Raw genomic sequence first — 21876 nt, 5'->3', positions numbered from 1 at the left:
CATAGAATCCAAAATAATTTAGAAAAACTCGATGTACCGGTTGATTTCCCAATCCGATACATGGCGTTGATAGTCGACCCACTCGGCGCGCTTGAGCTTGATGAACTCTTCCGTGAGCGAATTGCCCAGCGCATCGCGCAACACCTGGTTGGCCTCGAGCTGGGCCAGCGATTCGTTGAGGTTTTGCGGCAGGATGCCGATGCCCTGCTCCTTCATTTCCGCCAGACTCAGGTCGAACAGGTTGCTGGCATGGCCGGGGCCAGGGTGCAGCTCGCGCTTCACGCCGTCGAGGCCTGCGGCGATCACCGCCGCCGTGGTCAGATAGGGGTTGCAACTGCCGTCCGGCAGGCGCAGCTCCAGGCGGCCATAAGGAATGCGTACCATGGTCGAGCGGTTGTTGTTGCCGTAGGAAATATAGGCGGGCGCCCAGGTCGAGCCGGTGAGCGACTGGCTCACCACCAGGCGCTTGTACGAGTTGACGGTAGGCGCGGCCAGCGCGGTCAATGCCGGGGCGTGGTGCAGGATGCCGCCGAGGAAGTGATAGGCCAGCGTCGAGAGGCCGTGGCCGGTCGTGTCGCCATCGTCATGGAACAGGCTCTTGCTGCCGTCGCCGATCGACATGTGCATGTGCATGCCGTTGCCGGGGCGGTTGCCGAACGGCTTGGGCATGAAGGAACAGGTCATGCCGAGCTCGTTGGCGATATGGCTGGCCGCCATCTTGAACAAGATGTAGTCGTCCGCGCTCTTGAGGCAGTCGGCGTAGGTGTAGTTGATCTCGAACTGGCCGTTGGCGTCCTCGTGGTCGATCTGGTATACGTCCAGCCCGGCCGCGATCAGCGCTTCGGTCAGCCGTTCCAGGAACACGGCCTGCCGCGTCATGCCCTTGTAGTCGTAGCAAGGCTTTTGCAGCGTGTCGGTCTCGTCGCAGGGATGCAGCGCGCCCTTCTCGTCGCGCTTGAGCAGCGAGAATTCAGGCTCCAGCCCGGTGTAGAGTGTCCAGCCTTGCGCGGCCAGGCGTTCGACCTGCTTCTTGAGCACCACGCGCGAATCGTATTCATATGGCTTCTGGTCGACATGGCCGTCGCAAATGATGCGCGCATAGCCGGGCTGCCAGGGAATCAGGCTCAGCGTGGACAAGTCGCCCACCGCCATGTAGTCCGGGCCGTTGGGCAGGATGCCCATACCCCAGATCGCGCCACCGGCGAATCCCGCGCCATCCTTGAGGATGGATTCGAGATGGGCTGCAGGCACCGATTTCACCTTGGCGACGCCGTGGATATCCACGAACTGCGCCAGCACGTATTTCACGCCGTTGTCGGCCAGGAACTTCTTCGCGGCCGCCAATTGCTCGGCCGGCGTGCCTGGCTGATACGTGAACTTTCCATCTACTATCTTCATAACATAACTCTCCGAGTCCAATTGAGTTTTATGAATAGGCCGCGAAGTAGCGCCCTATCCCGACGGGTCCGCCCTTGTGCTCGTGAGCGATGCCTGCGATCACTTCCCACAAATATGAACCGTACGAACTATCACACCACAGCCTGTAGAGGCTCTCCTCCTCCTGCAGGTCCTGGCGTATCAGGACTACGCTGACCCCGGCGAATTGCGTCATGACGACGTCTTGTGCGCCGAGCGAAGCGCGAGTTAAATCAATAGAACAAACCTCTGAAAACAACGCCTGCACCGCGTGGCCGCCGATCACGAACGACGCTTCCACATGCGGCACCGGATACACCCCTTTGGCCCCTGCATAGGCTTGTGCCAGCCTTTCGCAGCTTGTGCCTCCCGGCGCATCTTCGATCAGGAATTCGCTGTTGCCCAGGCGCAAGACCAGGCTGCCGTCCACGTTGCGCGCCCAGGTGTTGGCACGCGGCGGGATGGCGACGCCCTGCCTGGCCAGCCAATCGGCAGCCTGCGCGCCCTTGACGCCGAACTTGCGCAGCAAACTCGCATCAGCGACTCCCAGATTCTTTTTCCTCTCTTCTTCCAGTTCCTTGCCGCCAAAGTGAGCCGCCACTTTCATCTGATCGATGACGTCCCAGGCAATCTGTTCGCCATGCGCGTGGTTCAATGCATGGGCGATGGGAGTAATGAGTTTTTCTGTCTGCATGTCAGGTCTCAATGTTGGCTGGCAAGAAAATGGAAAGGCACTACGGTCGCGGGCGCTATCGCGCCGCTATCGGTGCGGATCTCGAAACTGGAACCCACGCCGCTGTGCTGCGGCGCGACATAGGCGAAACCGATCACGCGGCCCACGGTTCTGGAATACGCAATACTGGTGACACGGCCTTCGATCTCGCCGTTGCGGATCACCAGGTTGCACTCGAACGGCATCTCCCCCGCATAGCCGGGGTTGAGCGCAAACGCCACCAGGGCTTTCTTGAGCGCGCGCTTGGCGATGATCTGCAAACTGCGCTTGCCGATGAAGTCCGGCTTGTCCATGGCAATCGCATGCTCCGCGCCGATTTCCAGCGGGTTGGTCAGGCCGTCGGTATCGACGCCCGGCATGGCATGGCCCATCTCCAGGCGCAGGATGCGCTGCGCATCGGTGCCGAACGGCTTGAGGCCCAGGCTGGAACCTGCGCGCATCACCTGTTCCCAGACGAAAGCGGCTTGCGGGGTGGGCACATGCAGCTCATAAGTGCTGTCGGACACGAAGGCCACGCGCAGCAGGCGCACCGGCACACCGGCAATCTCGGCCTCACGTGCGCTATGCGGCTGTTGCTCGCCGAGGTTGAAATTCACGAGGCCGGATAAGACCTGCCTTGCGAGGGGCCCGGCGACATTGACCGCGGCATAGGAGCCGGTGACGTTGACCAGGCCGATATCGAGCTGCCAGAGTTGCTGCCAGCGCTGCATCTCGCGGTAGACCGCGGCGGCATTCGAGGTACCGGAAGTCAGGTAGAACAATTCCTCTTCCAATCTATGCGCCAAGCCGTCATCCACTACCACGCCTGTTTCGTCGAGCAGCATGGTGTAGCGCGACTCGCCTACCGCCATATCGGCATAGCGGCCAGTGAAGAAGCGTTCGAGAAACACGCCAGCCTCCGGCCCGTGCACCTCGATCTTGCCGAAAGAGCTGCTGTCGATGATGCCGGCCTTGCTGCGCACGGCCTCCACTTCGGCGAGGATGGTGTCCTGCACGCCCAGGCCAGGCACGGCATAGTAGGCGGCGCGCTTCCAGGGGCCGACATCGGTGAACACCGCGCCCAGCGCCGCATTGACGTCATGCAGCGGCGTGGTGCGATGCGGATGGAAGCCGCGCCCGCCCAGATGCCCGATCGGCGTGGGATGGAAGAACGGACGCGAGGTCGTGGTGCCGATCTGCTCCACCGGCACGCCACGCAGGCGGGCAAGGATGCGAATCGCGTTCATGTTGGAATGCTTGCCCTGGCTGGGACCCATGCCGACGGTGGTGAAGCGCTTCATCAGCTCGATGTTGTCGAAGCCTTCCTTGGCGGCGTTGATGAAGTCCTTGACCTGGATGTCCTCGTCGAAATCGACGAAATTCTTGCCCTTGGCATGCATGACGATGGGATAAGGGTGGCTCTGCGCACTGGCGCTGAGTGGCACGCTAGCAGCCTCCGCCAAGTCTTTGCCGATATGGCGCATCGCGGCAATCGCGGCGCGCTTGCCATCGGCCAGCTTGTCGGCTAATGCATAGACGCCATTGACGCGTCCAGCGGCGAAGATGCCCGCAGGCAGCTTGTTGGGGACGAACTGGTGCACGCCATAATCGTAGCGCATGGCAGCGCCAGCCTGGTACAACAGGTTGGCGGCGGGCGCCCAGCCCGCGCACATCGCCACGCCGTCGCATTCGATGCGGGTCTTGCTGCCGGTGTCCGCCTCAGCGCTGTCGGCGTTGTAGGGCGCGACCACCACGGCCTTGACGCTGAACTTGTCGGAAGCAGGTTCGACTTCATACACAGCACTACCCTGCAGGGTTTTCACGCCACGCCGCGCCAGCCCGGCAGGCAAGGCCGCGTCCACTTCGGTGCGCAGGTCGATCAATGCCGCCACCTTCACGCCTGCTTCCAGCAGGTCGTGGGCGACGCGGTAGCCGTAGTCGTTGGCGGTGAACACCACCCCATGCTCGAACGGCTTGACGCCGTAGCGGTGCAGCAGGCGCTGCGCGGCGGAACCGAGCATGACGCCGGGAATATCGTTGTTGCGGAACACCGGCGGCTGCTCGAAAGCGCCGCTCGCCATCACCACCGCCCCGGCGCGCACCTTGACCATGCCGTCCTTGGTCACCACGGGAATCAGGTGGTCAGGATAGTAGCCGGCGGCATATGCGCTGGCAATCACCTGGATATTCGCCAATGCCTGCACTTCGGCGACCAGCTCGCCCAACAGCTTGCTGGATTCCTGGCTGCCGCCCCAGTCGAAGCCCAGGCTGCCGCCAAGCTGGGCGTTCTCGTCCACCAGCACCACGCGCAGGCCCTGTTTGCCAGCCTCGATAGCGGCGGACAGGCCGGAAGCGCCCGCGCCGACCACCAGCACGTCGCAATGGATATGCTGCTTGGGCTTGGTGATGCGCGGATAGTTGAAGTTGACCACGCCCAGGCCGGCCGCCTTGCGAATGACGTTTTCCCAGAACGGGAACATCTTCTTGGGCGTATGGAACGCCTTGTAGTAGAAGCCCACGGGCAGCAGCGGGGCGATACTGTCAATGATGCGGCTCTTGTCCTTGCGCACGCCGCCGTCGGTATTCACCGCCTCCAACACAGCGCCGTTGCTCACGGGCGCCACGTCGCCGCGGATATTGGTGTCCAACCCGTCGGTCAGCATCACGTTGACGTCATGGTTGGCCAGGCTGAGGATGCCGCGCGGACGGTGATACTTGAAACTGCGCCCCAACACTTTTTCGCCATTGGCCCAGAGCGCGCTGGTGATGGTGTCGCCCTCGAAGCCGCTGAACTCCCTGCCCTCGAAGCTGAACTTGACGACAGCGGCACGGTTGATCCACTCGCCTTGTTGCTTGGTCAAACGCGCGCTCATTTGCTGCCCTCCTGCCCTTTCAGATATGTACGAATCACTTGGTCGGTCAATGTGTTGCGCTCGGCGATGAACCAGGTGCCGCTGGGCGCGTGGTACCACCACTCCTGCTTGAGGCCGGGCGCGCCGTGGCGGTTGTGCACGTAGTCGGCCCACTCCTTGTCGCTGCAACCGGCAGCGGGCGGGATGCGCAATTCGCCGCCATAGACGAATTCGCTCAGCGGTCTGGTTCCATTCACGGGACAGGTCAGTAATTTCATCGTGTATTCCTTATCTATGCCCTGGCTTAGTGGCCTACCGAGGCCGCGCCTTTTTCGCCGGTCAGCTCGTAGTCCTCGAAGCGCGACAGGCGGAAGGAATGGATCAACTCGGGCGCCTGGTCGCGCGCGATGGTCTCGGCCATGGTCTTGCCGCTGATCGGCGTCGCCTTGAAGCCCCAGGTGCCCCAGCCCGCGTCGAGGTAGAAACCCTTGACCGGCGTCTTGCCCATCACCGGCGCGAAATCCGGCGTCATGTCGGCCATGCCCGCCCATTGACGCACCACTTTGATATTGGAAAGGAAGGGGAACATGTCCAGCATGTGCGAGGTCAGCCCCTCGACGAAATCCAGCGTCGAGCGCGTGGAATGCACTTCGTAAGGATCGAGCGAGGACCCCATCACCAGCTCGCCGCGCGAGGACTGGCTCACATACACATGCAGGCTGCCGGAGACGAGGATGGTGTCGAGCCAAGGCTTCATCGGCTCGGTGACGCAGGCTTGCAGCGGATGGATCACGATAGGCGTTTCCACGCCCACCATTTCGCAGATTCTCGGCGTAAAGCCCGCCACCGCGGACAACACATTGTTGGTGGCGATATAACCTTTATTGGTGTTCACGCCCACTACTTGGCCGCCTTGCACGTCGATGCCGGTGACTTCGGTGTTCTGGAAAATCTCCACGCCCAGGCGGTCCGCGCCGCGGGCATAGCCCCAGGCCACGGCATCGTGGCGCGCTACCGAGCCCGGCGCATGGTAGAGCGCGCCGACGATGGGCGCCTTGCCGCTACAGCTCAAATCCAGTTGCGGGCAGGCCTTGGCAATTTCGTCCGGGCCGACGACATAGCTTTCCACGCCCACGTGCTTGTTGACCTCGGCGCGCCAGCGCATGGTGCGCATCGCGGATTCGGTATGCGCGAGCGTGAAATGGCCGCGCGTGGAATAGAACAGGTTGAGGTCCAGCTCCTCGGAAAGGTCTTCGTAGATCTTGACGCTGGCGTCGTAGAACTTCACGCCTTCGGGCGTGAGATAGTTGGAACGCACGATGGTGGTATTGCGGCCGGTATTGCCGCCGCCGATATAGCCTTTCTCCAGCACCGCGACATTGGTGATGCCATGGTGCTTGGCCAGGTAATACGCCGCCGCCAGGCCGTGGCCGCCGCCGCCGATGATGACCACGTCATAGGATTTCTTCGGGGTGGTATGCGCCTGGAAAAAACGCGTTCCGGGATACTCCCTGCTCAACGCGTATTTAAGCAATCTCAACGGCATTTATCGTGGCTCCAAAAGACGTTAGTCATCTACACTGCACTACACACTTTAAGTAAACTTTTTTTCTCTAAAAGAAACTTTAGTGCATTTATACCGAGATCAAAAAACAGCGTCAACACATTTATGAAACTTTTTTTCATAAAAAGAAACTTTGCACCAAAAACAAGCAAATTCAAGGTGATAGGCACCATATTTGTGCATGTTTTTGTCTATTTCGCGGCATAACAAAGGCCATGCAACCTGAATGCCAGGTATCACTGCAAAGTCTGGAAAAATTGAAAAACTCGGGAAAGAGAAAGTGCGTCTTGAGCGAGGGCGCATGCAAAAAAAGTCGTCGAAGACATCGAGACTCAACGGTGAGAACATCATCCCGTATTAGAATCCTATCCAGACACACTCTCCAGCACAGGAAAGGACCGAGCCTTGAGCATATTGGAAGCCCTCAAATACGTTTCTATCGTCGTGATCGGCTTGCTGCCCATTATGAACCCGCTCACCACAATCCCGCTGTATATGGCGCTGACGCGCCAAATGACAGTCGAGACCAGAAAGCGGCAAGCCAAGAAAGCCTGTATCTACGCGTTCTGCATCCTCACGACGTTCCTGTTGCTGGGCAACGGCATCATCAACCTGTTCGGCATTTCCATGCCGGGGATTCGCGTCGCGGGCGGCATCATCATCCTGATCCTGGCCCTGCGCATGATCTTCTCGGGACTGGATTCGTCCTCCAGCGTGGATTCGGAGCCTGACGAAATCAAGCATGCCAACCTGGATTATTCGTTCTCGCCATTGGCGATGCCCAGCATGGCCGGGCCGGGCTCGATCGCGGTCATCATGAGTTTCGGTTCGCAGATTCCCGAAGGCTCCCACCTCATCGGCGACCCCATCGTCATTGCGGGTATTGCCATCACCACCGGCATCGCCTACCTGGCGCTGTCCTCGGCCACCTATATCGAGAAAATGCTGGGCGAGCACGGCATGCAGGCCGTCACCAAGATCATGGGCTTCCTGCTCACCTGCGTGGCGGTACAGTTCCTGGCGTCGGGCATACGCGACTTCTATATCGAATTCGCCAAGATGTAGAGATGTAGAAACGATCAAGGCCTCTCGCGAGGCCTTGATGTCCTTGGGTAGCTGAAACTTATAGCTGCTGCATGTAGATCACGATCAGCACTGCCACGCCGATGGCGACGAACGGCATGACGCCCGCGCGTTTCTTCACGCCCGCCTCGTCGCCCATGTGCATGTCCTCGAGCATGGCCCTGGGGAACACGCCCTTGTCCTGCACGTAGTGGCGGTAGAGGAACACCGGCACGATCAGCGCAGCGCATACCACGCCGGACCACAAGGTGCCCTCGCCCCAGATATTGGCGCCCAAGCCCATCAGGGCGACATTGACAAAGCTCAAGATGGTGCCCAGGACGATCAGGATCAACGGCGCCTTGTAGGGGCGCTCCCATTTCGGCCGGTCCAGGCGATGGATCCAGCCTGCGTTGAGATTGAGGAAGTTGAACATGATGTAGCAGACGTTCGACACCGCCAGCACGAACACGTAATCGGACATCAGCAGCAACACCAGGTTGAAGCAGAGGTCGGTCCACATGGCGCGCGTCGGCGCACCATGCTCGTTGGCATGGGAAAGGTATTTGGGCAGCCAGCCATCCACCGCGCCCTGGTACAAGGTACGGGAAGAGCCCGCCATGGAGGTCATGATGGAGAGCAGCAGGGCCAGCACCAGCATGATGACGATGATATTGCCCAGCTGCTGGCTGCCGCCCAGCATGGACGCCAGCGCGCTAGCGACGCCCATGCCGCTGTAAATGTCGGGGGCCAGCATGCCGTCGTAGACCGCGGGGCTGATTTCATTGCCTGCGGCATCCAGCACGGCGGGCGTCACCAGGTGGCCGAGGCCAAGGTCAGCCTGGAACGCGATAGGCACCAGGGTGAAGACGGCGAGGCAGAGCAAGCCCGAGTAGAAAATCGCCTTGAAAGTGTCGGTCTTGGGGTTGCGGAACTCGCGCGTATAGCAGACGGAAGTTTCGAAAGCATAGGTGGACCAGGCCGCGATGAACATGCCGCCCGCCATGAGCTTCCAGCCCTCGATATCCCAGGCGCCGTTCACCACGTTGCCGGCCTCGTCGTAAGCCAACGGGGCGACTGGCAGGAAATTGGCGGCGGAAATGTCGCCGGTGAGGATGGGCACGATGCCGATCAGCATGAGCGGGATCAAGGCCGCCAGGCCCAGGATCATGGTCACGCGCGAAGAGCGCAGGATGCCGCCGTGCTGGATGCCGAACACCCCGAGCAGCACCGCCGCGCCGAGAATGAAGGTGGCGTCGATGCGCAGGCTGAGGCCGGACTTGATGAAGCCGAGGTCCATCAAGGTGATCTGCCAGGTATTGATCACCGCGTCCGCCGGGAACATCGCGAGCAGGATATAGCCCGCCGCCAGGCCGGAGCCTATCGCCAGCACCGGCGTCCACGCCAGCCAGTTGCACCAGACCGAGATCGGCGCGATGAACTTGCTGTAGCGCACCCAGGCGATGGCGCCGTATACAGAGGCGCCGCCAGACTTGTGCGGGAACATGCCCGCGATCTCGGCATAGGTGAACGCCTGGATGAAGCCGAAAGTGATCGACAGCATCCATGCCAGCCAGGCGGGCTTGCCCACGGTCGAGGCAATCGCGCCAATCGAAAACAGCACCAATGCCGGCACGCCGCTGGCAACCCAGAACGCGCCTTGCCAGCCTATCTTGCGGTGCAGGCTGCCGGACCTGGGCGGCTGACCGATGGTCGCCGCCGTGACATCTAGGGATGGGGTAGCACTCAATTTGCAGTCTCCTGAAATGAACATCAAGATGCGGGAATGCATCTTCTCCAGGATTGCATTGGATAACGGATGGGCTGGCTGCCACAATTCCCACTACGGATTACTCCTTAGGAGGTATAGGGACCCAGAATAAAGTTACCACTTACTTCCTTTCTAGTTCAATCCGGGACCAGGGCGACGACGCAGACAATGCAGTTGCGCGGCAAGGAGGAGCAACAAGGTATCGGATTGAAGGGATTACTTCTGGCGGTGCGCCCAGACAGCGGCTTCGAGGCGGCTGGTCAAGCGCAGCTTGCTCAACAGGTGTTTCACATGCACCTTCACCGTGGTATCGGAAATGCCGAGCTTGCGCGCAATCGCCTTGTTGCTCAGGCCGTCGGCAAGGCATTGCAGGATTTCCTGCTCGCGCTCGGTCAGGGAAACCTGGTCTGGCGTTGCAGGCACCGGCTTGTTGCCTAGCTCCTGCAACGCTTGCCTGAGCACCTCGGTCAAGCGGTCCTGGATCACGGTCACGCCGTCCGCAATTTTCTTCAGGCTGGCGCAAAGCTGCTCCGGCTCCATATCCTTGAGCAGGTAGCCGTCCGCACCAGAGCGCAGGGCCTCCAACAGATCGTCCTCGGCATCGGACACGGTCAGCACGACAAAACGTGCCCGGAGGCCGCCGGCCTTGAACCTGCGCAAGGTCTCCAGCCCGTCCACCCCTTTCATGTTGAGGTCGATCAGCACGATATCCGGCGCAAGCGCAGGCGCCTGCTCCAAGCCCTCCAGCCCCGACGAGGCCTCGCCGACCACCTCGAACAGCGGGTCGGCGCCTATCATCTGGCTCACGCCCTTACGGAACAGGGCATGGTCATCTATCAGGAATACCTTGAGCATAGTGTCCACTTACTTTCGTGCAATAGGTTGAAATAACTTCACTTGGATTACTGGTTGAGCTTGGGCGTAAAAATCAGCCTGACGCGCGTGCCGCCCTGGCGCCGCGCGCTGACCGTGATGTCCCCGCCCAGGCTGTATGCCCGGTCGCGCATGATGCTCTGCCCGTAATGGCCTGGCTCGTCCGTTGCATTGGCCGGCATGCCCATGCCGTCGTCATCGATAGTCACCACGACGGTACTGCCCGGGGTGTATGCCAGCGCCACCACGACGTTATGCGCGCCCGCATGGCGGATGATGTTGGAAAGCGCCTCGCGTATCACGTGCAGGATGTGGAATTCCTCGTTCACGGTCAAACGGCAGTTGACCAGGCGGTTATCCAGCGTGATCGACACCGCCGAGCGGTTGGAAAACTCGTCAATCGCCGCCTGGATGGCGAATCCCAGCCCGCGCACATCCATATGCATGCGGAAAGTGGAAAGCAGCTCGCGCAATTCGCGGTAGGCGGTATCCAGGCCTTCGCGCAATTCGCCCGCAATCTCGTTAGTGATCTCGCTGCTTTCCCCCGGCTCGCCGGTTGTCTGCGTTTGCAGCCGCGCGATCTGGATCTTCATGTAGGAAAGCGACTGCGCCAGGGAATCATGCAGTTCGCGCGCAATCGCGGCCCGCTCCTCGAACAGGGCCAGCCGCCGGGCCTGCTCCTCCCGGCTTTGCGCGCCCAACACCAATGAAAGCAGTTGCGCCGTGATTTCCGCCAGCGAAATATCGGACTCGTACAACTCCTGGCCCGGCTTGGCTTCCAGGATCAGCATGCCGAAATTGTCGCCCGGGCAGGCGAATGTCGCGGCAATGCATTCGTTCGCCAGCATGAACTTGGCCGAGCGCCGCGTCGCCAGGTCGCGCAATACCTCTTCCGGCAAGGCTTCCGGGGCGTATTGCGAAAACAGCAGGCGCTCCCCCCGGCTCTCCGCGCCGTCCAGCACGAAGCGCAACGATACGTTGCGCAGGTCCAGGCTGCTTTCCATCGAGTAAATCATGGTCTTGAGCACGGACTCGTTCAGCACATTGTCGTTCAGCGACAGCACCAGGCCGTGCAGGAAGGTACGCGCACGCAGCAGCCGGCGCAGCAGTTCGCTCCGCGTGCGGTTGAACCATTCGGTTTCGGACTTGAAGCCCTGCATCTGCGCAGAGAACGCCTGCACCACGCCTTCCAGCTGGGAAAGTTCGTCCATGTCCCGCCGGTCCTGTGCGGGCAGCTGCTCGCCCGGCAGCATGGCGACCAAGGCCGCGACCCGGTCGATCAATATCTGCTTGACCATCAAGGCTACCGCGACCAGGCTGCACAACAGCAGCAACAGGCCCATGAACTGCAGCATCACCAGCACCGTCTGCTTTTCGTCGACGTCACGGCGCAATGCATCGAGCATGGCATCATGGCCTGCCAGTATCGACTGCATCGTTCTTGAGGCGTCCCGTCCGTCCGCAAGGTAAGCGGCTTCGTCCTGCTGCAGCCGGGCAATCAGCGCGGCCAACTTTCGGGACTGGCGCTCGGCATACCATTGGCGGGCGGTATCGCCGCCGGTCAACGTCGCCGCGCTCCAGGCAGGAGGGGGCTGCCGCACTCCGGCATTGCCGGGAAGCTGGCTCCATTCGAGCTTGCGTTGCGCCAACTGCTGGATTGCGGATTGGCTGGCGGGTATGTAATCTAGGAGGAACAGCGAGCCTGCCTGCATCATGACGGCCAGTATCGCCGCGCAGGACAGCAGCATGACGAGGCGCAGGTACAGTGCATGACGCAGCAAGCGCTCGCGCAGGATGCCGAGCGACTTGCCCAGCCTTGTCTTGATGGTCCCGGATTGCAAATTGTTCTAGCCTTTAGCCACTGCCATGAGCCTATATCTTTTCAGCACACTGATACTGAGCATTATCTTCCTGCTGGTGTTCAACAGCTGGTGGACCGCCAGCGCACCATTCGCCACCCACCTCACCGGCCTCCTCATCGTCAGCAGCATATTGCTGACGCTGCTGCTGATGGCGGCGCTGGCCCCCGTGCTGGCGCGCCAGAACATAGGGCGTATGCAGGCCCGTATGCGCAGCCCGAACTGGGAGCACGAAGTCTCCTCGCGCCTTTCGTCGCCCGCAGCGGTGGTGGAAAACCATACGGTGGTATTCGCCAACCAGGCCTTCCTCAACGAGCTGGGCATGGCCGGCATGTCGGACCAGATCGTCGGCATGCCGCTCACTAACGTCATCCACCCGGGAGACCACCAGCTGCTGGCTGCATTGCTTGCCAATATCGACACCCCCGCCAGGGAGGATAGCACTTTGCGCCTGCTTTGTTTGGACGGCACCGTGCTACCGAGCAAGCTTTCCCTCTCCCCCATGGGGCACGGCGCCACCCACCAGCGCCTGCTGCTGCAATTCTCCCCGATTTCCAGCGGACCGGCCACCGGCGTGCGCTTCAACGAACAATTCAACTACCACCTCCTCATCAACCGCCTGGAGGAAGTGGTGTTCGAGCTGCAACGCGGCAACAGGCTAAGTTTCCTCAACCCCAGTTGGGAAGCCCTGCTCGAGTACTCGATCGAAGAATCCCTGGGCAAGCCGCTGATCGACTTCATCCACCCCGAGGACAAGCCGCTCGCAATTGCGCGCCTGGACTCCATCGCCCGCGGCAAGCGCCTGCGCTGCAACGAGCAGATCCGACTGATCAAGCGCAACGGCGAGCCGTGCTGGGTGGAAATCCGCGCCCGCAGCTCCGCCATGGCGGAAAACGAGGGCGCCAGCGTGCTCGGCACCCTCACCGACATCACCGAGGCGCGCCAGGTGGAAGCCGGCCTCAGGAGCAACCGCCACTCCCTCAGCAGCCTGATCAACAACGTGCCGTGCATGATCTACCGGCGCAAGGCCGACCACGGCCTCAATTTCGAGTTCGTCAGCGACGGCAGCCTCAACCTCACCGGCTACGGCGCGCATGAGCTGATCGCCAGCCCTGCCCTCAGCTTTAGGAAACTGCTGCACCCAGGCGACTACCAGGTGTGGGAAACCGCCCGCGAACAGCTCACGCAGCGGCAGGCGTTGCAGGCGATCTACCGCCTGTATTCACGCAACGGCTCCTATCAATGGGTCTGGGAGCAGGGCAACGGCATCTACGCCAGCACCGGCGAACTGCTCGCCGTGGAAGGCTTTATCGCCACCCTGGGCGGAGAGAATGCCGAGGCGACCCCGGCCTTCATGCAACTGCAGCGCCAGCTCGGTCACTGAGCGCGGCCAAAATTCTCCTGGCATTGTTGCCTTGCCGAAGAAGTAAGAGCCTGTTCAATGTCTTTTCATCGGACACGCATGGGTCCAAAACGTGTCCGGTCAAGGCGCAGTCCGCAGGTAATGCTGATGCCTTGCCAAGGACTGCAACGCAGAGCGGGCGCGTTTTGGAGCCGTGCCCTTCGGGTTGCCCCGGCAGCGGCTTCGCTGCCGGGGCAACGTGCCTGATGAAAAGACATTGAACAGGCTCTAAGGCAAGACGGCACATTCACTACGTTTTAAAACACAACCATATCATTCCGGCTGTGTGCCGGGCGGCAACGCCTCGCCATCATCGCGTTGCGACAGCCACGCCAGCACGGACTCGTGATACGCCTTGATGCCTTTGTATTCCAGCAGGTCGGGGTGCAGGTCGCGGATCACGCGATGGAAACGCTTCACCCAGCGTGGGTAGGTCGCCATCTCCTCCAGGCTCATGAGGTAGCAGCGGATGCTGAACAGGATGGCGTTGCTGCGCGGCAAGCGGAACAGGCTTTGCAGCTCCACCCGCAGGTGCGCTTTCTCGCCCGCATTGCCCGCATCCACTTTCAGCCGGTCAGGACCCCACTCCGGGTAATGCTCCGGCGAGGTATCCAGGCGCGGGTTGATGGTCATGGTCCAGTTCAGGCGGCGCACCGGGCTGCCCTGCTGCAGGCTCATGAGGAACTTCAACGCGCGGTCCATGATGCCCATTTTCTCCACCTGCGGCACAGGGCCGTGCCATTCGTGCCAAGACATGCCAACGTCGAACGCGAGCGACCAGTCCGCCTGGCTGGTGATGAAGCCCGCATCGGCGAACAATGTTCCTTCGCGCTGGTCAAGCAGCACGAAATCCCCCTGCACTTGCCGGCCCATGTACTCGAAAGGCTCCATCGGCAACGTGGAGGCGTCGCCGAACACGAAGCTATCCTCTATGCCCAATACCAGGTTATTCCAGGTCCAGCGCTCGCCATGCTCGCCATGCTTGCTTAGCTTGAATTGCGCCGGATAATCGCGCGCCAGGCTTTCCATGGTGAGTTCCAGGAAATCCCATTGCGCGTCCATCATGTGCGGCAATGCCGCATAGCGCCCACGGTCCTGGTCCAGGGTCGCCCATTTGTCCACGCACTCGTCGGCATAGTGCTCGTCGATATCGAACGGATGCTCATAGACGGAGCCTGACGCGCCGGGCTTGTGCGGCTCGATGTTGACCGAGTACATGTAGTGGTCCTGGTCGAACGGGAAAGGAAAACGCCGGATCGCCGCGGGAGAGTTGTGGAAAGTGTAGGCGCCACGGAAGGTTTCCGCGTCGAGTTTGTAGGCAAGGTTGTTCATGGTGCACCTCAGAGGTTGAGTTCAATAAACGAGCATTTGGCGCGGGAAACGCAAGGCATGATCTTGCCGCCCGAGCGCCTTTCGTCTTCGGACAGGTAATGGTCGTGATGCTCAATCACGCCGTCCGTCGCCAGCACTTCGAGCTCGCAGCGGCCGCATGCGCCGCCTCGGCACAGGTAGGGCACATCGACGCCAGCGGCCTCCATGGCCTCCAGCATGCTTTCCTCGGCACCCACTTCCACCACCCGCGCCGACTGCCTGAGGCGGATGGCGAACGGCTCGCCCACGGGCGGGGCAAGGAACTCCTCATGGTGGACATGCGCCTCGGGCCATCCCAGCCTGCTGGCGGTATTCCGCACGGCCTCGACCATGCCGCCGGGGCCGCAGACATACACATGCGTCCCCAAAGGCTGGCGGGCAAGCAATATGGCAGTATCGAGCATCTGCCCCTGGCTCTGGTCGTAGCAAACCAGCCTGCCGCCCAGCAAGCCTTGCAGCTCGCCGACAAACCCGGCGTGGCGCTGGGAGCGGAAGGCGTAATGCAGCTCGAAATCCGCCCCGCTGCGCAGCAAGTCATGCACCTGCGACATGAACGGCGTGATGCCGATGCCGCCCGCCACCAGGATATGCTTGCGGCCGACGCGCGAAATGGCGAACAAGTTGACCGGCCAGGAGATTTCCAGCGCTGTGCCTACCTCGACCTGCTCATGCATGAAGCGCGAACCGCCGCGCGAGTTTTCCTGCAGGCGCACGGCAATCTGGTAATTGCGGCGGTCCGAAGGCGGGCTCAGCAGCGAATAGGCGTTGCGGTAGGTACGCGGCCCTGCCGGCATGGACACCACCACATGGCTGCCGCCGGAAAACCCGGGCAACTCGCCGCCATCGGCGGCCTCGAGCGTGAAACGCCGTATGCCTTCCGCCGCCTCGGCAATATTGGAGACGATCACTTTCAAGCTGCTCATGGGTAAATCTCCTCGGCCACGGGTATCTCGCCGGGCGCTTCGGCATCGACCATCAGCCCCATATAGGCGCCGAGCCGGCGCGAGAAATGATCGCGCACGAACAAGTGACGCCGGCAGCCTCTGCATACCGCGATATTGGTTGTGACATGCGGCGTGACCGTCTTGCAATGCACGCAGTACACCGGGCGCGCCAGCGAAATATGCTGCTCGCGCATGATGTCGGCATTGAGCACGCCATGCTTGGCGGCCAGCGTCGAGACCTGCCAGAGGAAACCTTCATCGCCGGCTGCATACAGCCGCGTACCCATGTACGCAGTGGAGAGCAAGGCGTCGAACGCAGCCCATAACGCCTCCTGGCTGGCGAACACCTGCACGCTGTCGCCTGCCACGGATTTCAGCGCGGCGGTGTAATCCGCCTCTTGGCCGGCCAGGTACAGGATGACGACAGGCTGCTCGGGCAGGCGTTGCTGGTAAAGGCGCAGCAGGGCACGCCCGGCCTCGCCCTGCGCCAGCACCACGTGAGCCTGCGCCTGGTGCTGCCAGGCCAGGCTGGCATATACCGGCTTGCTCCTGATCCAGTATCCGCGTTCCATGGCTCAGCCCTCGCTGCGTGGATGGGTGCGCAAGCGTAGCGGGTCGTAGAACGGGATCGGGGCGACATAGGCCTTGCAACTGGTCGCCTTGCCCTGGATCTCGACCTCGGTGCCGTTGGCGGCAAACTCCGGCGCAATATGCGCCAGCGCGAGCGACTGCATGAGATAGCGGCTATAGGAAGCGCTGGTGACCACGCCCACCTGCTTGCCGCCGATATGAATAGGTGCGCCGGCTTCCACGGCAACCGCCGCCTGGCAGACCAGCCCTATCTGGCGCACGCGCTCTTTGCCTTTCGACGCCAGCACGGCGGCCTTGCCGATATAGTCGCCCGGCTTGTCGAGATCGACGCCCCATGCCATGTTGACCTCCCATGGCGTGGTATCGCCTTCTATCATCTCGAACGGGAAGAACAACAACGCCGCCTCTATGCGCGTGAGCTCCAGAGAATTCCATGAGGCGGGAATCACGCCGAACGGCTCACCGGCTTTCAGCAATTCGTCCCACAGCAGCACCGCATCTTCCGCGCGGCAGTAGATTTCATAGCCGAGCTCGCCGGAGTATCCGCCGCGGGCGATATAGACATCCTTGCCGAACAGCTTGGCCGGCTTGTGCTGGAAATAGGCCAGCTCCTTGAGGTCGAACGCCAGCAAGGGGCTCAGCACCGCCAGCGACTTGGGGCCTTGCAGCGAGAGGATATGCGCGCCGAGGTCTGGCTCGACCTGGACGTCGAGGCCTTGCGCGATCTTCGCCAGCTGTTGCTTGGTCGCGCCGCTGCCGTGGGATAAGCGGAATGCGGTGGCGGAATCGCGGATCACCATGATGTCGTCGCAAATCGCCCCCGCTTCGTTCACCTCCGCCGCCAGCAGTGAATGGCCGGGCTTGAGCCTGGTAATATCCCGCGCCACCAGCCGGTCCACCGCCTTTTCGGCATCCGGGCCGGCGACATTGACGATATTCAGCGCCGATACATCATAGAGCCCGGCCCTAGAACGTACCGCGACGACTTCGTCGTGGACATCGGCGTCATAGCTCCAGGGAATGGGCATATCGTTCCAGGTCTCGCCGTCCAGTTTGGAGCCGAGGGCGCGATGGCGTTCGTTGAGAATCGAATTCCTTGACATGCTTTATCCTTAGAAGTGGTCATTTCAAGGTCAACAATAGTCAAAACGCCAGTCGCGGAAAATTCTCTCGAAGATGTACTTCAAAGGTGGTATCTATGCCCGCCTCGGCTTTACCGCCGCCTCAATCCCGTTCAGGTTCTCAGAACCTGTTCAAAGTCTTTTTATAGATACGCATGACTTGAAAACGCGTCCGATCAAGACGCAGTCCGCAGGTAATGCTCATTGCCTTGCCAAGGACTGCAACGCAGAACGGGCGCGTTTTCAAGTCATGCCCTGCGGGTTGAACAGGCTCTTAGCCCAGCGCGCATATACATGCCCCGCCCATTGGTTGAGCGTGGCGATCCTCGCGTCGAGGTCATGCATTATCTCGGCGGCAGACTGGATCATGGGCTGTGCCGGGTCGGCATCACTCCCTCCCTTGAGCTCTTCCGGCGATATCCCGCACCACTCGCGCACCATCTCCGCCTTCATCTCGATATGGCACTGGAAGCCGATATGCAAGTCATCGAGCACATAGGCCTGGTTGGCGCAGTGCTCGCTGCGCAGGATACGCACCGCGCCCGGCGGGATGGAGAATGTCTGGTAATGCCACTGGAACAAGTCCAGCGCGGCATGGCCGCCCAGCCACTCCGCCGCTTGCGGCACAGCCTCGGGCCAGGCACGCACCCAGCCGATCTCGGTAAAACGGCTATCCGTCACTTCCCCGCCCATCGCCTTGGCGAGCATCTGGCCTCCCAGGCAATGCCCGATCACAGGGATGCGCCGCGCCACCGCCTCCCTGATCAGGGCCAACAAGGGCGGTATCCAGGGCAAATCGTCATTGACGCTCATGGGCCCGCCCATCATGGCAAGACCGCTATATGCATGGATATCTGCCGGCAATGCCTCGCCCCGGTCTATCCTCAATACCTGGAACGGAATATGCTCGTTTACGAGATAATCCCCAAGGTGCCCCGGCCCTTCGGAAGCGCTAAACTGCACGATCATCACGGGTTTCATGTCATGGTTCCTGTTGTGTTGGGTTGGCCGCCTTGCCGTATGTGGTGCCATGGAATATTATTAATAAACTTTTTTTAATTTCAAGAAACTTTTCCTGCCATACAGTGCTAAGAAAAGCAAGAATCAGGCGAGCAGCCATCAAGCTGTTTTCCAGTAATTAAGAAGTGAGAAAGAAGACGAGAAATGGCGGAACATGTGAAAAAAGCGCTGCCGGCAAATACCGACAATGAAAGCAAACCGCTGGGCAAGCACCTGGGCAATGTCATCAAGGATATCCGCCAGCAACATGGGCTCACCATTGCTGAAGTGGCCGAACGCGCCAACATCAGCCGCGGCATGCTCAGCAAGATCGAGAACGGCCTGGTTTCCACCAGCCTGGACACGCTGGAGCAGCTTGCCAACAGCCTGGGCGTGACGATTTCGAGACTGTTCCAGGGCTATAACCAGCCAACTGGAGGCGCCCAGCTCGTAAAAAAGGGCCAGGGCATGGAAGTGGTGCGCCGGGGCACCCGCAACGGGCATACCTACCACCTGCTAGCCTACGACCAGGGCCCGAAGAAACTGTTCGAGCCGTTCCTCATCACCCTGGAAGACCCGGGCGAGGAATTCCCCTCCTTCGAGCACAGCGGCACCGAGTTCCTCTATATGCTGGAAGGCGAGCTGGGATATCGCGTGGGCGAAGAAGTCTACATGCTGGAGCCGGGCGACGCCCTCACCTTCCGCGGCGAGATTCCCCACCGCCCGGAATACCATGCCAAGCTGCCGATCCGCTTTCTCGCCATCATCCATTACGACACGGAAGAACCGGTCGAACATGAGTGAGCCAACCGCCTTCGTCCGCCCCGCCGAACCTGCAGACATCCCGGCGTTGTGCGGCCTGCTGCAGCAGCTCTTCAGCATAGAGCAGGACTTCACCCCCGACCCGGCGAAGCAAACCGCAGGATTGCGCCTGCTGCTGGAGCGGCCCGACCGGGGCACCATCCTGGTGGCGCAACTGGTCGGCGGCCAGGTGGTCGGCATGGTCAGCGCGCAACTGGTCGTCTCCACAGCACAGGGCAGCCCTGCCGCCTGGATCGAGGACATGGTCATCGATGCGCAATGGCGGGCAACCGGCCTGGGCAAGCAGCTGCTGACCCAGGCCCTCGCCTGGGCCAAGATGCAGGGCGCAACCCGCGCCCAGCTATTGGTGGACATGGACAACCAGCCCGCCATCGCCTATTACGACCACCTGGGCTGGAACGCCACGCGATTGCAGGCACGCAATATCTTCATATAGAAGTTGGATCAGGCAAGCGCCGCCCCGAGCTGAATTTCATGCTGCGCTCATTGTCACACCTTGCAACAAGAGCAAGAGCGGATCGAAAGGAGCGGTTTGAAATACAGGCGGGAGATAGACGGTTTACGTGCAGTTGCAGTGCTGGCAGTGGTGTTCTTCCATGCCGGTTTTTCTGGTTTCAGCGGTGGTTATGTCGGCGTTGACGTCTTCTTCGTCATCAGCGGATACCTCATCACCTCCATTCTGCTCGGCGAGCTCGAGCAGCAACGCTTTTCCATCATCAACTTCTACGAACGCCGCGCGCGCCGCATCTTGCCCGCCCTGGCAGTCGTATTGCTCGCCACCAGCGTAGCGGCATTTTTCCTCATGCCGCCCTCGCTGCTGCACGACTATGCGCGCAGCCTGATATCGGTAGCCGCATTCGGCTCCAATGTGTTTTTCTACCTCAGCAGCGGCTACTTCTCCACGGCCTCGGAAGAAAAGCCCCTGCTCCACACCTGGAGCCTGGCGGTGGAAGAGCAGTATTACCTGCTGTTCCCGCTGCTGCTTGCCGGGCTCTGGCTCGTGCGCCGCATCAGTATCACTTGGGTAATGCTGATCCTGGCCATGGCCTCCTTGGCTGTGTCGGAATACCTGCTGCGGCAGAACGCGGTCGATGCCAACTTCTACCTCATTTTCAGCCGTGCCTGGGAATTGCTGGCAGGCTCCCTGCTCGCCTTGCTCAGGCCGGAGCAATGGAACAGCCTCAAGCAAGGCATGCGCAACGGCCTGGCCTGGACCGGGCTCGCCATGATTGTCGGCGCGGTCTTTCTGCTGGACCAGCAAACGCCGTTCCCCGGCCTGTACGCCCTTATCCCCGTGCTGGGCGCCTGCCTCATCATCGCGTTTTGCGACCCCGCCGGCGCGGTGGGAAAACTGCTTTGCAGCCGTGCCATGGTCGGCATTGGCCTGATTTCCTACTCGCTCTACCTCTGGCACCAGCCGCTATTTGCCTTCATGCGCATGAAAAGCGCGTCCGACCCGAGCGTCATCATGTTCGCCGTCGCGATTGCGCTCGCCCTCTTGCTCGCCATCCTCAGCTATTTCTATGTGGAACAGCCCTTCCGCAATAAGAAGCGCTACTCCCGCGCTCGCATCTTCCAGTTTTCCGGCGTGGCGCTAGGCGTGATGCTGGCAGCGGGACTGGCTGGGATGCAGGGCAAGGGCTTTCCCGATCGCTTCGAGCAGCCGGAACTCATGACCAGTGCCGTCGGCAGTCCGTTACGGGAGGAATGCCACACCAGCGGCACCGATTACCTGAAACCGGCGCAATCATGCGAATACTTCGGCAAGCGCATTACGTGGGCCACGCTGGGCGACAGCCACACGGTGGAACTGGCCTATGCCTTGGGAGAAAAACTGAAACAACGGGACGAAGGCCTGCTGCACCTGAGCTTCAGCGGCTGCCCTCCCGCCCTGCTGTTCGAGGCCAAGGAGCCTGGGTGCAGCGCCTGGATGCGCGAAGCCGTTGCCCACCTGGAACAACGGAAGGACATTCTGCATGTATTGATCGGCTTCAGCTACACCCGCGCCCTGTTCGGCAATCTGGAACACTATCCGTCATTGCCGGATAAAAGCCCGGTCAATAAGTTCACGGCCGAATATGCGGGCATGAGCCGCGAGGAACTCCGGGAGGAGTACTGGCAAAGCCTGAAAGCCACCATAGACCGCCTGCTCGCCGCTGGCAAGGATGTGCATGTCGTGTACCCCATCCCGGAACTGCCCATGGATATCACCAAGGCAGTCACACCAATGTCCATCCTGCACACGGCACCGCCGCAAGACCTTGGGCAGATGACCAGCCAGGATTTCTACCTTGCCCGGCATGCCTTCATCCTGAAAAAGCTGGATAGCCTGCCCTATGGCGAGCGCCTTCATGCCATCAAGCCGGGGGAACAACTTTGTACCGATGGCTGCGCAGCTGCAATTGATGGTGAAGCCTTATATTACGACGACAATCATCTTAGCCTAGCCGGTGCCAGGAAAACTCTTGCTGACTACAGTCCTATCCTCAATCATTAATACACATGCAAATACTTAGC

Annotated in this window: 19 protein-coding genes; 5 read left to right on the top strand and 14 right to left on the bottom strand. The window is 60.9% G+C overall.

From position 1 onward, the window contains the following. Positions 1-18 precede the first annotated feature (18 nt). From glnT to ACJSDX_RS11055, 5 genes are read right to left on the bottom strand one after another with little or no spacing between them, the layout of a single operon-like run. The gene (gene glnT / locus ACJSDX_RS11075) at positions 19-1398 is read right to left on the bottom strand and encodes a type III glutamate--ammonia ligase (RefSeq protein WP_407994723.1); all 1380 of its coding nucleotides are present in this window, start codon (positions 1396-1398) and stop codon (positions 19-21) included. A 28-nt stretch (positions 1399-1426) separates the two neighbouring features. Next, positions 1427-2110: a sarcosine oxidase subunit gamma gene (locus tag ACJSDX_RS11070; RefSeq protein ID WP_407994722.1), complete on the bottom strand. Its 684-nt coding sequence runs from the start codon at positions 2108-2110 to the stop codon at positions 1427-1429. Positions 2111-2118: 8 nt separating this feature from the next. Next, a complete protein-coding gene (locus ACJSDX_RS11065) occupies positions 2119-5001 on the bottom strand; it encodes a 2Fe-2S iron-sulfur cluster-binding protein (RefSeq protein ID WP_407994721.1) in 2883 nt (960 codons plus the stop codon). Beyond that, positions 4998-5258: a sarcosine oxidase subunit delta gene (locus ACJSDX_RS11060; protein ID WP_407994720.1), complete on the bottom strand. Its 261-nt coding sequence runs from the start codon at positions 5256-5258 to the stop codon at positions 4998-5000. The genes ACJSDX_RS11065 and ACJSDX_RS11060 overlap by 4 nt, the downstream gene beginning before the upstream one ends. A gap of 26 nt (positions 5259-5284) precedes the next feature. After that, positions 5285-6526: an FAD-dependent oxidoreductase gene (locus ACJSDX_RS11055; protein ID WP_407994719.1), complete on the bottom strand. Its 1242-nt coding sequence runs from the start codon at positions 6524-6526 to the stop codon at positions 5285-5287. Between the two features lie 423 nt (positions 6527-6949). On the opposite strand from ACJSDX_RS11055, the gene ACJSDX_RS11050 reads away from it, so the two are divergent. Next, positions 6950-7609, top strand: a complete 660-nt coding sequence (locus ACJSDX_RS11050) for a MarC family NAAT transporter (protein WP_407994718.1) — start codon at positions 6950-6952, stop codon at positions 7607-7609. Between the two features lie 58 nt (positions 7610-7667). Here the strand turns inward: ACJSDX_RS11050 and ACJSDX_RS11045 are convergent, their stop codons facing one another. The 3 genes from ACJSDX_RS11045 to ACJSDX_RS11035 all read right to left on the bottom strand — a co-directional run bounded on the left by ACJSDX_RS11045 (position 7668) and on the right by ACJSDX_RS11035 (position 12091). Further along, positions 7668-9380, bottom strand: coding sequence for an APC family permease (locus ACJSDX_RS11045; protein WP_407994756.1), 1713 nt, complete (start codon positions 9378-9380; stop codon positions 7668-7670). 213 nt (positions 9381-9593) lie between these two features. Continuing rightward, the gene (gene narL, locus ACJSDX_RS11040) at positions 9594-10232 is read right to left on the bottom strand and encodes a two-component system response regulator NarL (protein WP_407994717.1); all 639 of its coding nucleotides are present in this window, start codon (positions 10230-10232) and stop codon (positions 9594-9596) included. A 47-nt stretch (positions 10233-10279) separates the two neighbouring features. After that, positions 10280-12091, bottom strand: coding sequence for a histidine kinase (locus ACJSDX_RS11035; RefSeq protein ID WP_407994716.1), 1812 nt, complete (start codon positions 12089-12091; stop codon positions 10280-10282). Between the two features lie 25 nt (positions 12092-12116). Here ACJSDX_RS11035 and ACJSDX_RS11030 point away from each other — a divergent pair, with 25 nt between their 5' ends. Then, positions 12117-13493, top strand: a complete 1377-nt coding sequence (locus ACJSDX_RS11030; protein WP_407994715.1) for a PAS domain-containing protein — start codon at positions 12117-12119, stop codon at positions 13491-13493. Positions 13494-13784: 291 nt separating this feature from the next. Here ACJSDX_RS11030 and ACJSDX_RS11025 read toward each other — a convergent pair whose 3' ends face one another. The 6 genes from ACJSDX_RS11025 to ACJSDX_RS11000 all read right to left on the bottom strand — a co-directional run bounded on the left by ACJSDX_RS11025 (position 13785) and on the right by ACJSDX_RS11000 (position 18658). Continuing rightward, entirely contained in the window at positions 13785-14843 is a 1059-nt protein-coding gene (locus ACJSDX_RS11025; RefSeq protein WP_407994714.1) for a heme-dependent oxidative N-demethylase family protein, read from the bottom strand. A gap of 8 nt (positions 14844-14851) precedes the next feature. Next, positions 14852-15805 (bottom strand): PDR/VanB family oxidoreductase, encoded by a 954-nt coding sequence (locus tag ACJSDX_RS11020; RefSeq protein ID WP_407994713.1) that lies wholly within the window; start codon positions 15803-15805, stop codon positions 14852-14854. Further along, the gene (locus tag ACJSDX_RS11015) at positions 15802-16398 is read right to left on the bottom strand and encodes a dimethylamine monooxygenase subunit DmmA family protein (protein WP_407994712.1); all 597 of its coding nucleotides are present in this window, start codon (positions 16396-16398) and stop codon (positions 15802-15804) included. The genes ACJSDX_RS11020 and ACJSDX_RS11015 overlap by 4 nt, the downstream gene beginning before the upstream one ends. A gap of 3 nt (positions 16399-16401) precedes the next feature. Further along, on the bottom strand, positions 16402-17520 hold the full coding sequence (locus tag ACJSDX_RS11010; protein WP_407994711.1) for an aminomethyl transferase family protein: 1119 nt from the start codon (positions 17518-17520) through the stop codon (positions 16402-16404). A 261-nt stretch (positions 17521-17781) separates the two neighbouring features. Further along, positions 17782-18519 (bottom strand): type 1 glutamine amidotransferase, encoded by a 738-nt coding sequence (locus ACJSDX_RS11005; RefSeq protein ID WP_407994710.1) that lies wholly within the window; start codon positions 18517-18519, stop codon positions 17782-17784. Position 18520: 1 nt separating this feature from the next. Continuing rightward, complete coding sequence (locus tag ACJSDX_RS11000; RefSeq protein WP_407994709.1) at positions 18521-18658, bottom strand: hypothetical protein; 138 nt, start codon at positions 18656-18658, stop codon at positions 18521-18523. 44 nt (positions 18659-18702) lie between these two features. Between ACJSDX_RS11000 and ACJSDX_RS10995 the strand changes: the two genes are divergently transcribed. The 3 genes from ACJSDX_RS10995 (at position 18703) to ACJSDX_RS10985 (ending at position 21856) form a co-directional block, all read left to right on the top strand. After that, entirely contained in the window at positions 18703-19341 is a 639-nt protein-coding gene (locus ACJSDX_RS10995; protein ID WP_309564354.1) for a helix-turn-helix domain-containing protein, read from the top strand. After that, positions 19334-19795: a GNAT family N-acetyltransferase gene (locus tag ACJSDX_RS10990; RefSeq protein ID WP_407994708.1), complete on the top strand. Its 462-nt coding sequence runs from the start codon at positions 19334-19336 to the stop codon at positions 19793-19795. Before ACJSDX_RS10995 ends, ACJSDX_RS10990 begins: the two co-directional genes overlap by 8 nt. A gap of 96 nt (positions 19796-19891) precedes the next feature. After that, positions 19892-21856 carry an acyltransferase family protein gene (locus ACJSDX_RS10985; protein ID WP_407994707.1) on the top strand — a complete coding sequence of 655 codons (1965 nt, stop codon included), beginning with the start codon at positions 19892-19894 and terminating at the stop codon, positions 21854-21856. The last annotated feature ends 20 nt before the right edge of the window (positions 21857-21876 follow it).

This window comes from Methylobacillus draconifructus, from assembly GCF_045984355.1.
Classification (GTDB): Bacteria; Pseudomonadota; Gammaproteobacteria; order Burkholderiales; family Methylophilaceae; genus Methylobacillus; species Methylobacillus flagellatus_A.
The sequence above is the reverse complement of the archived record's forward strand: the minus strand, read 5'-3'. Positions and strand labels throughout refer to the sequence as shown.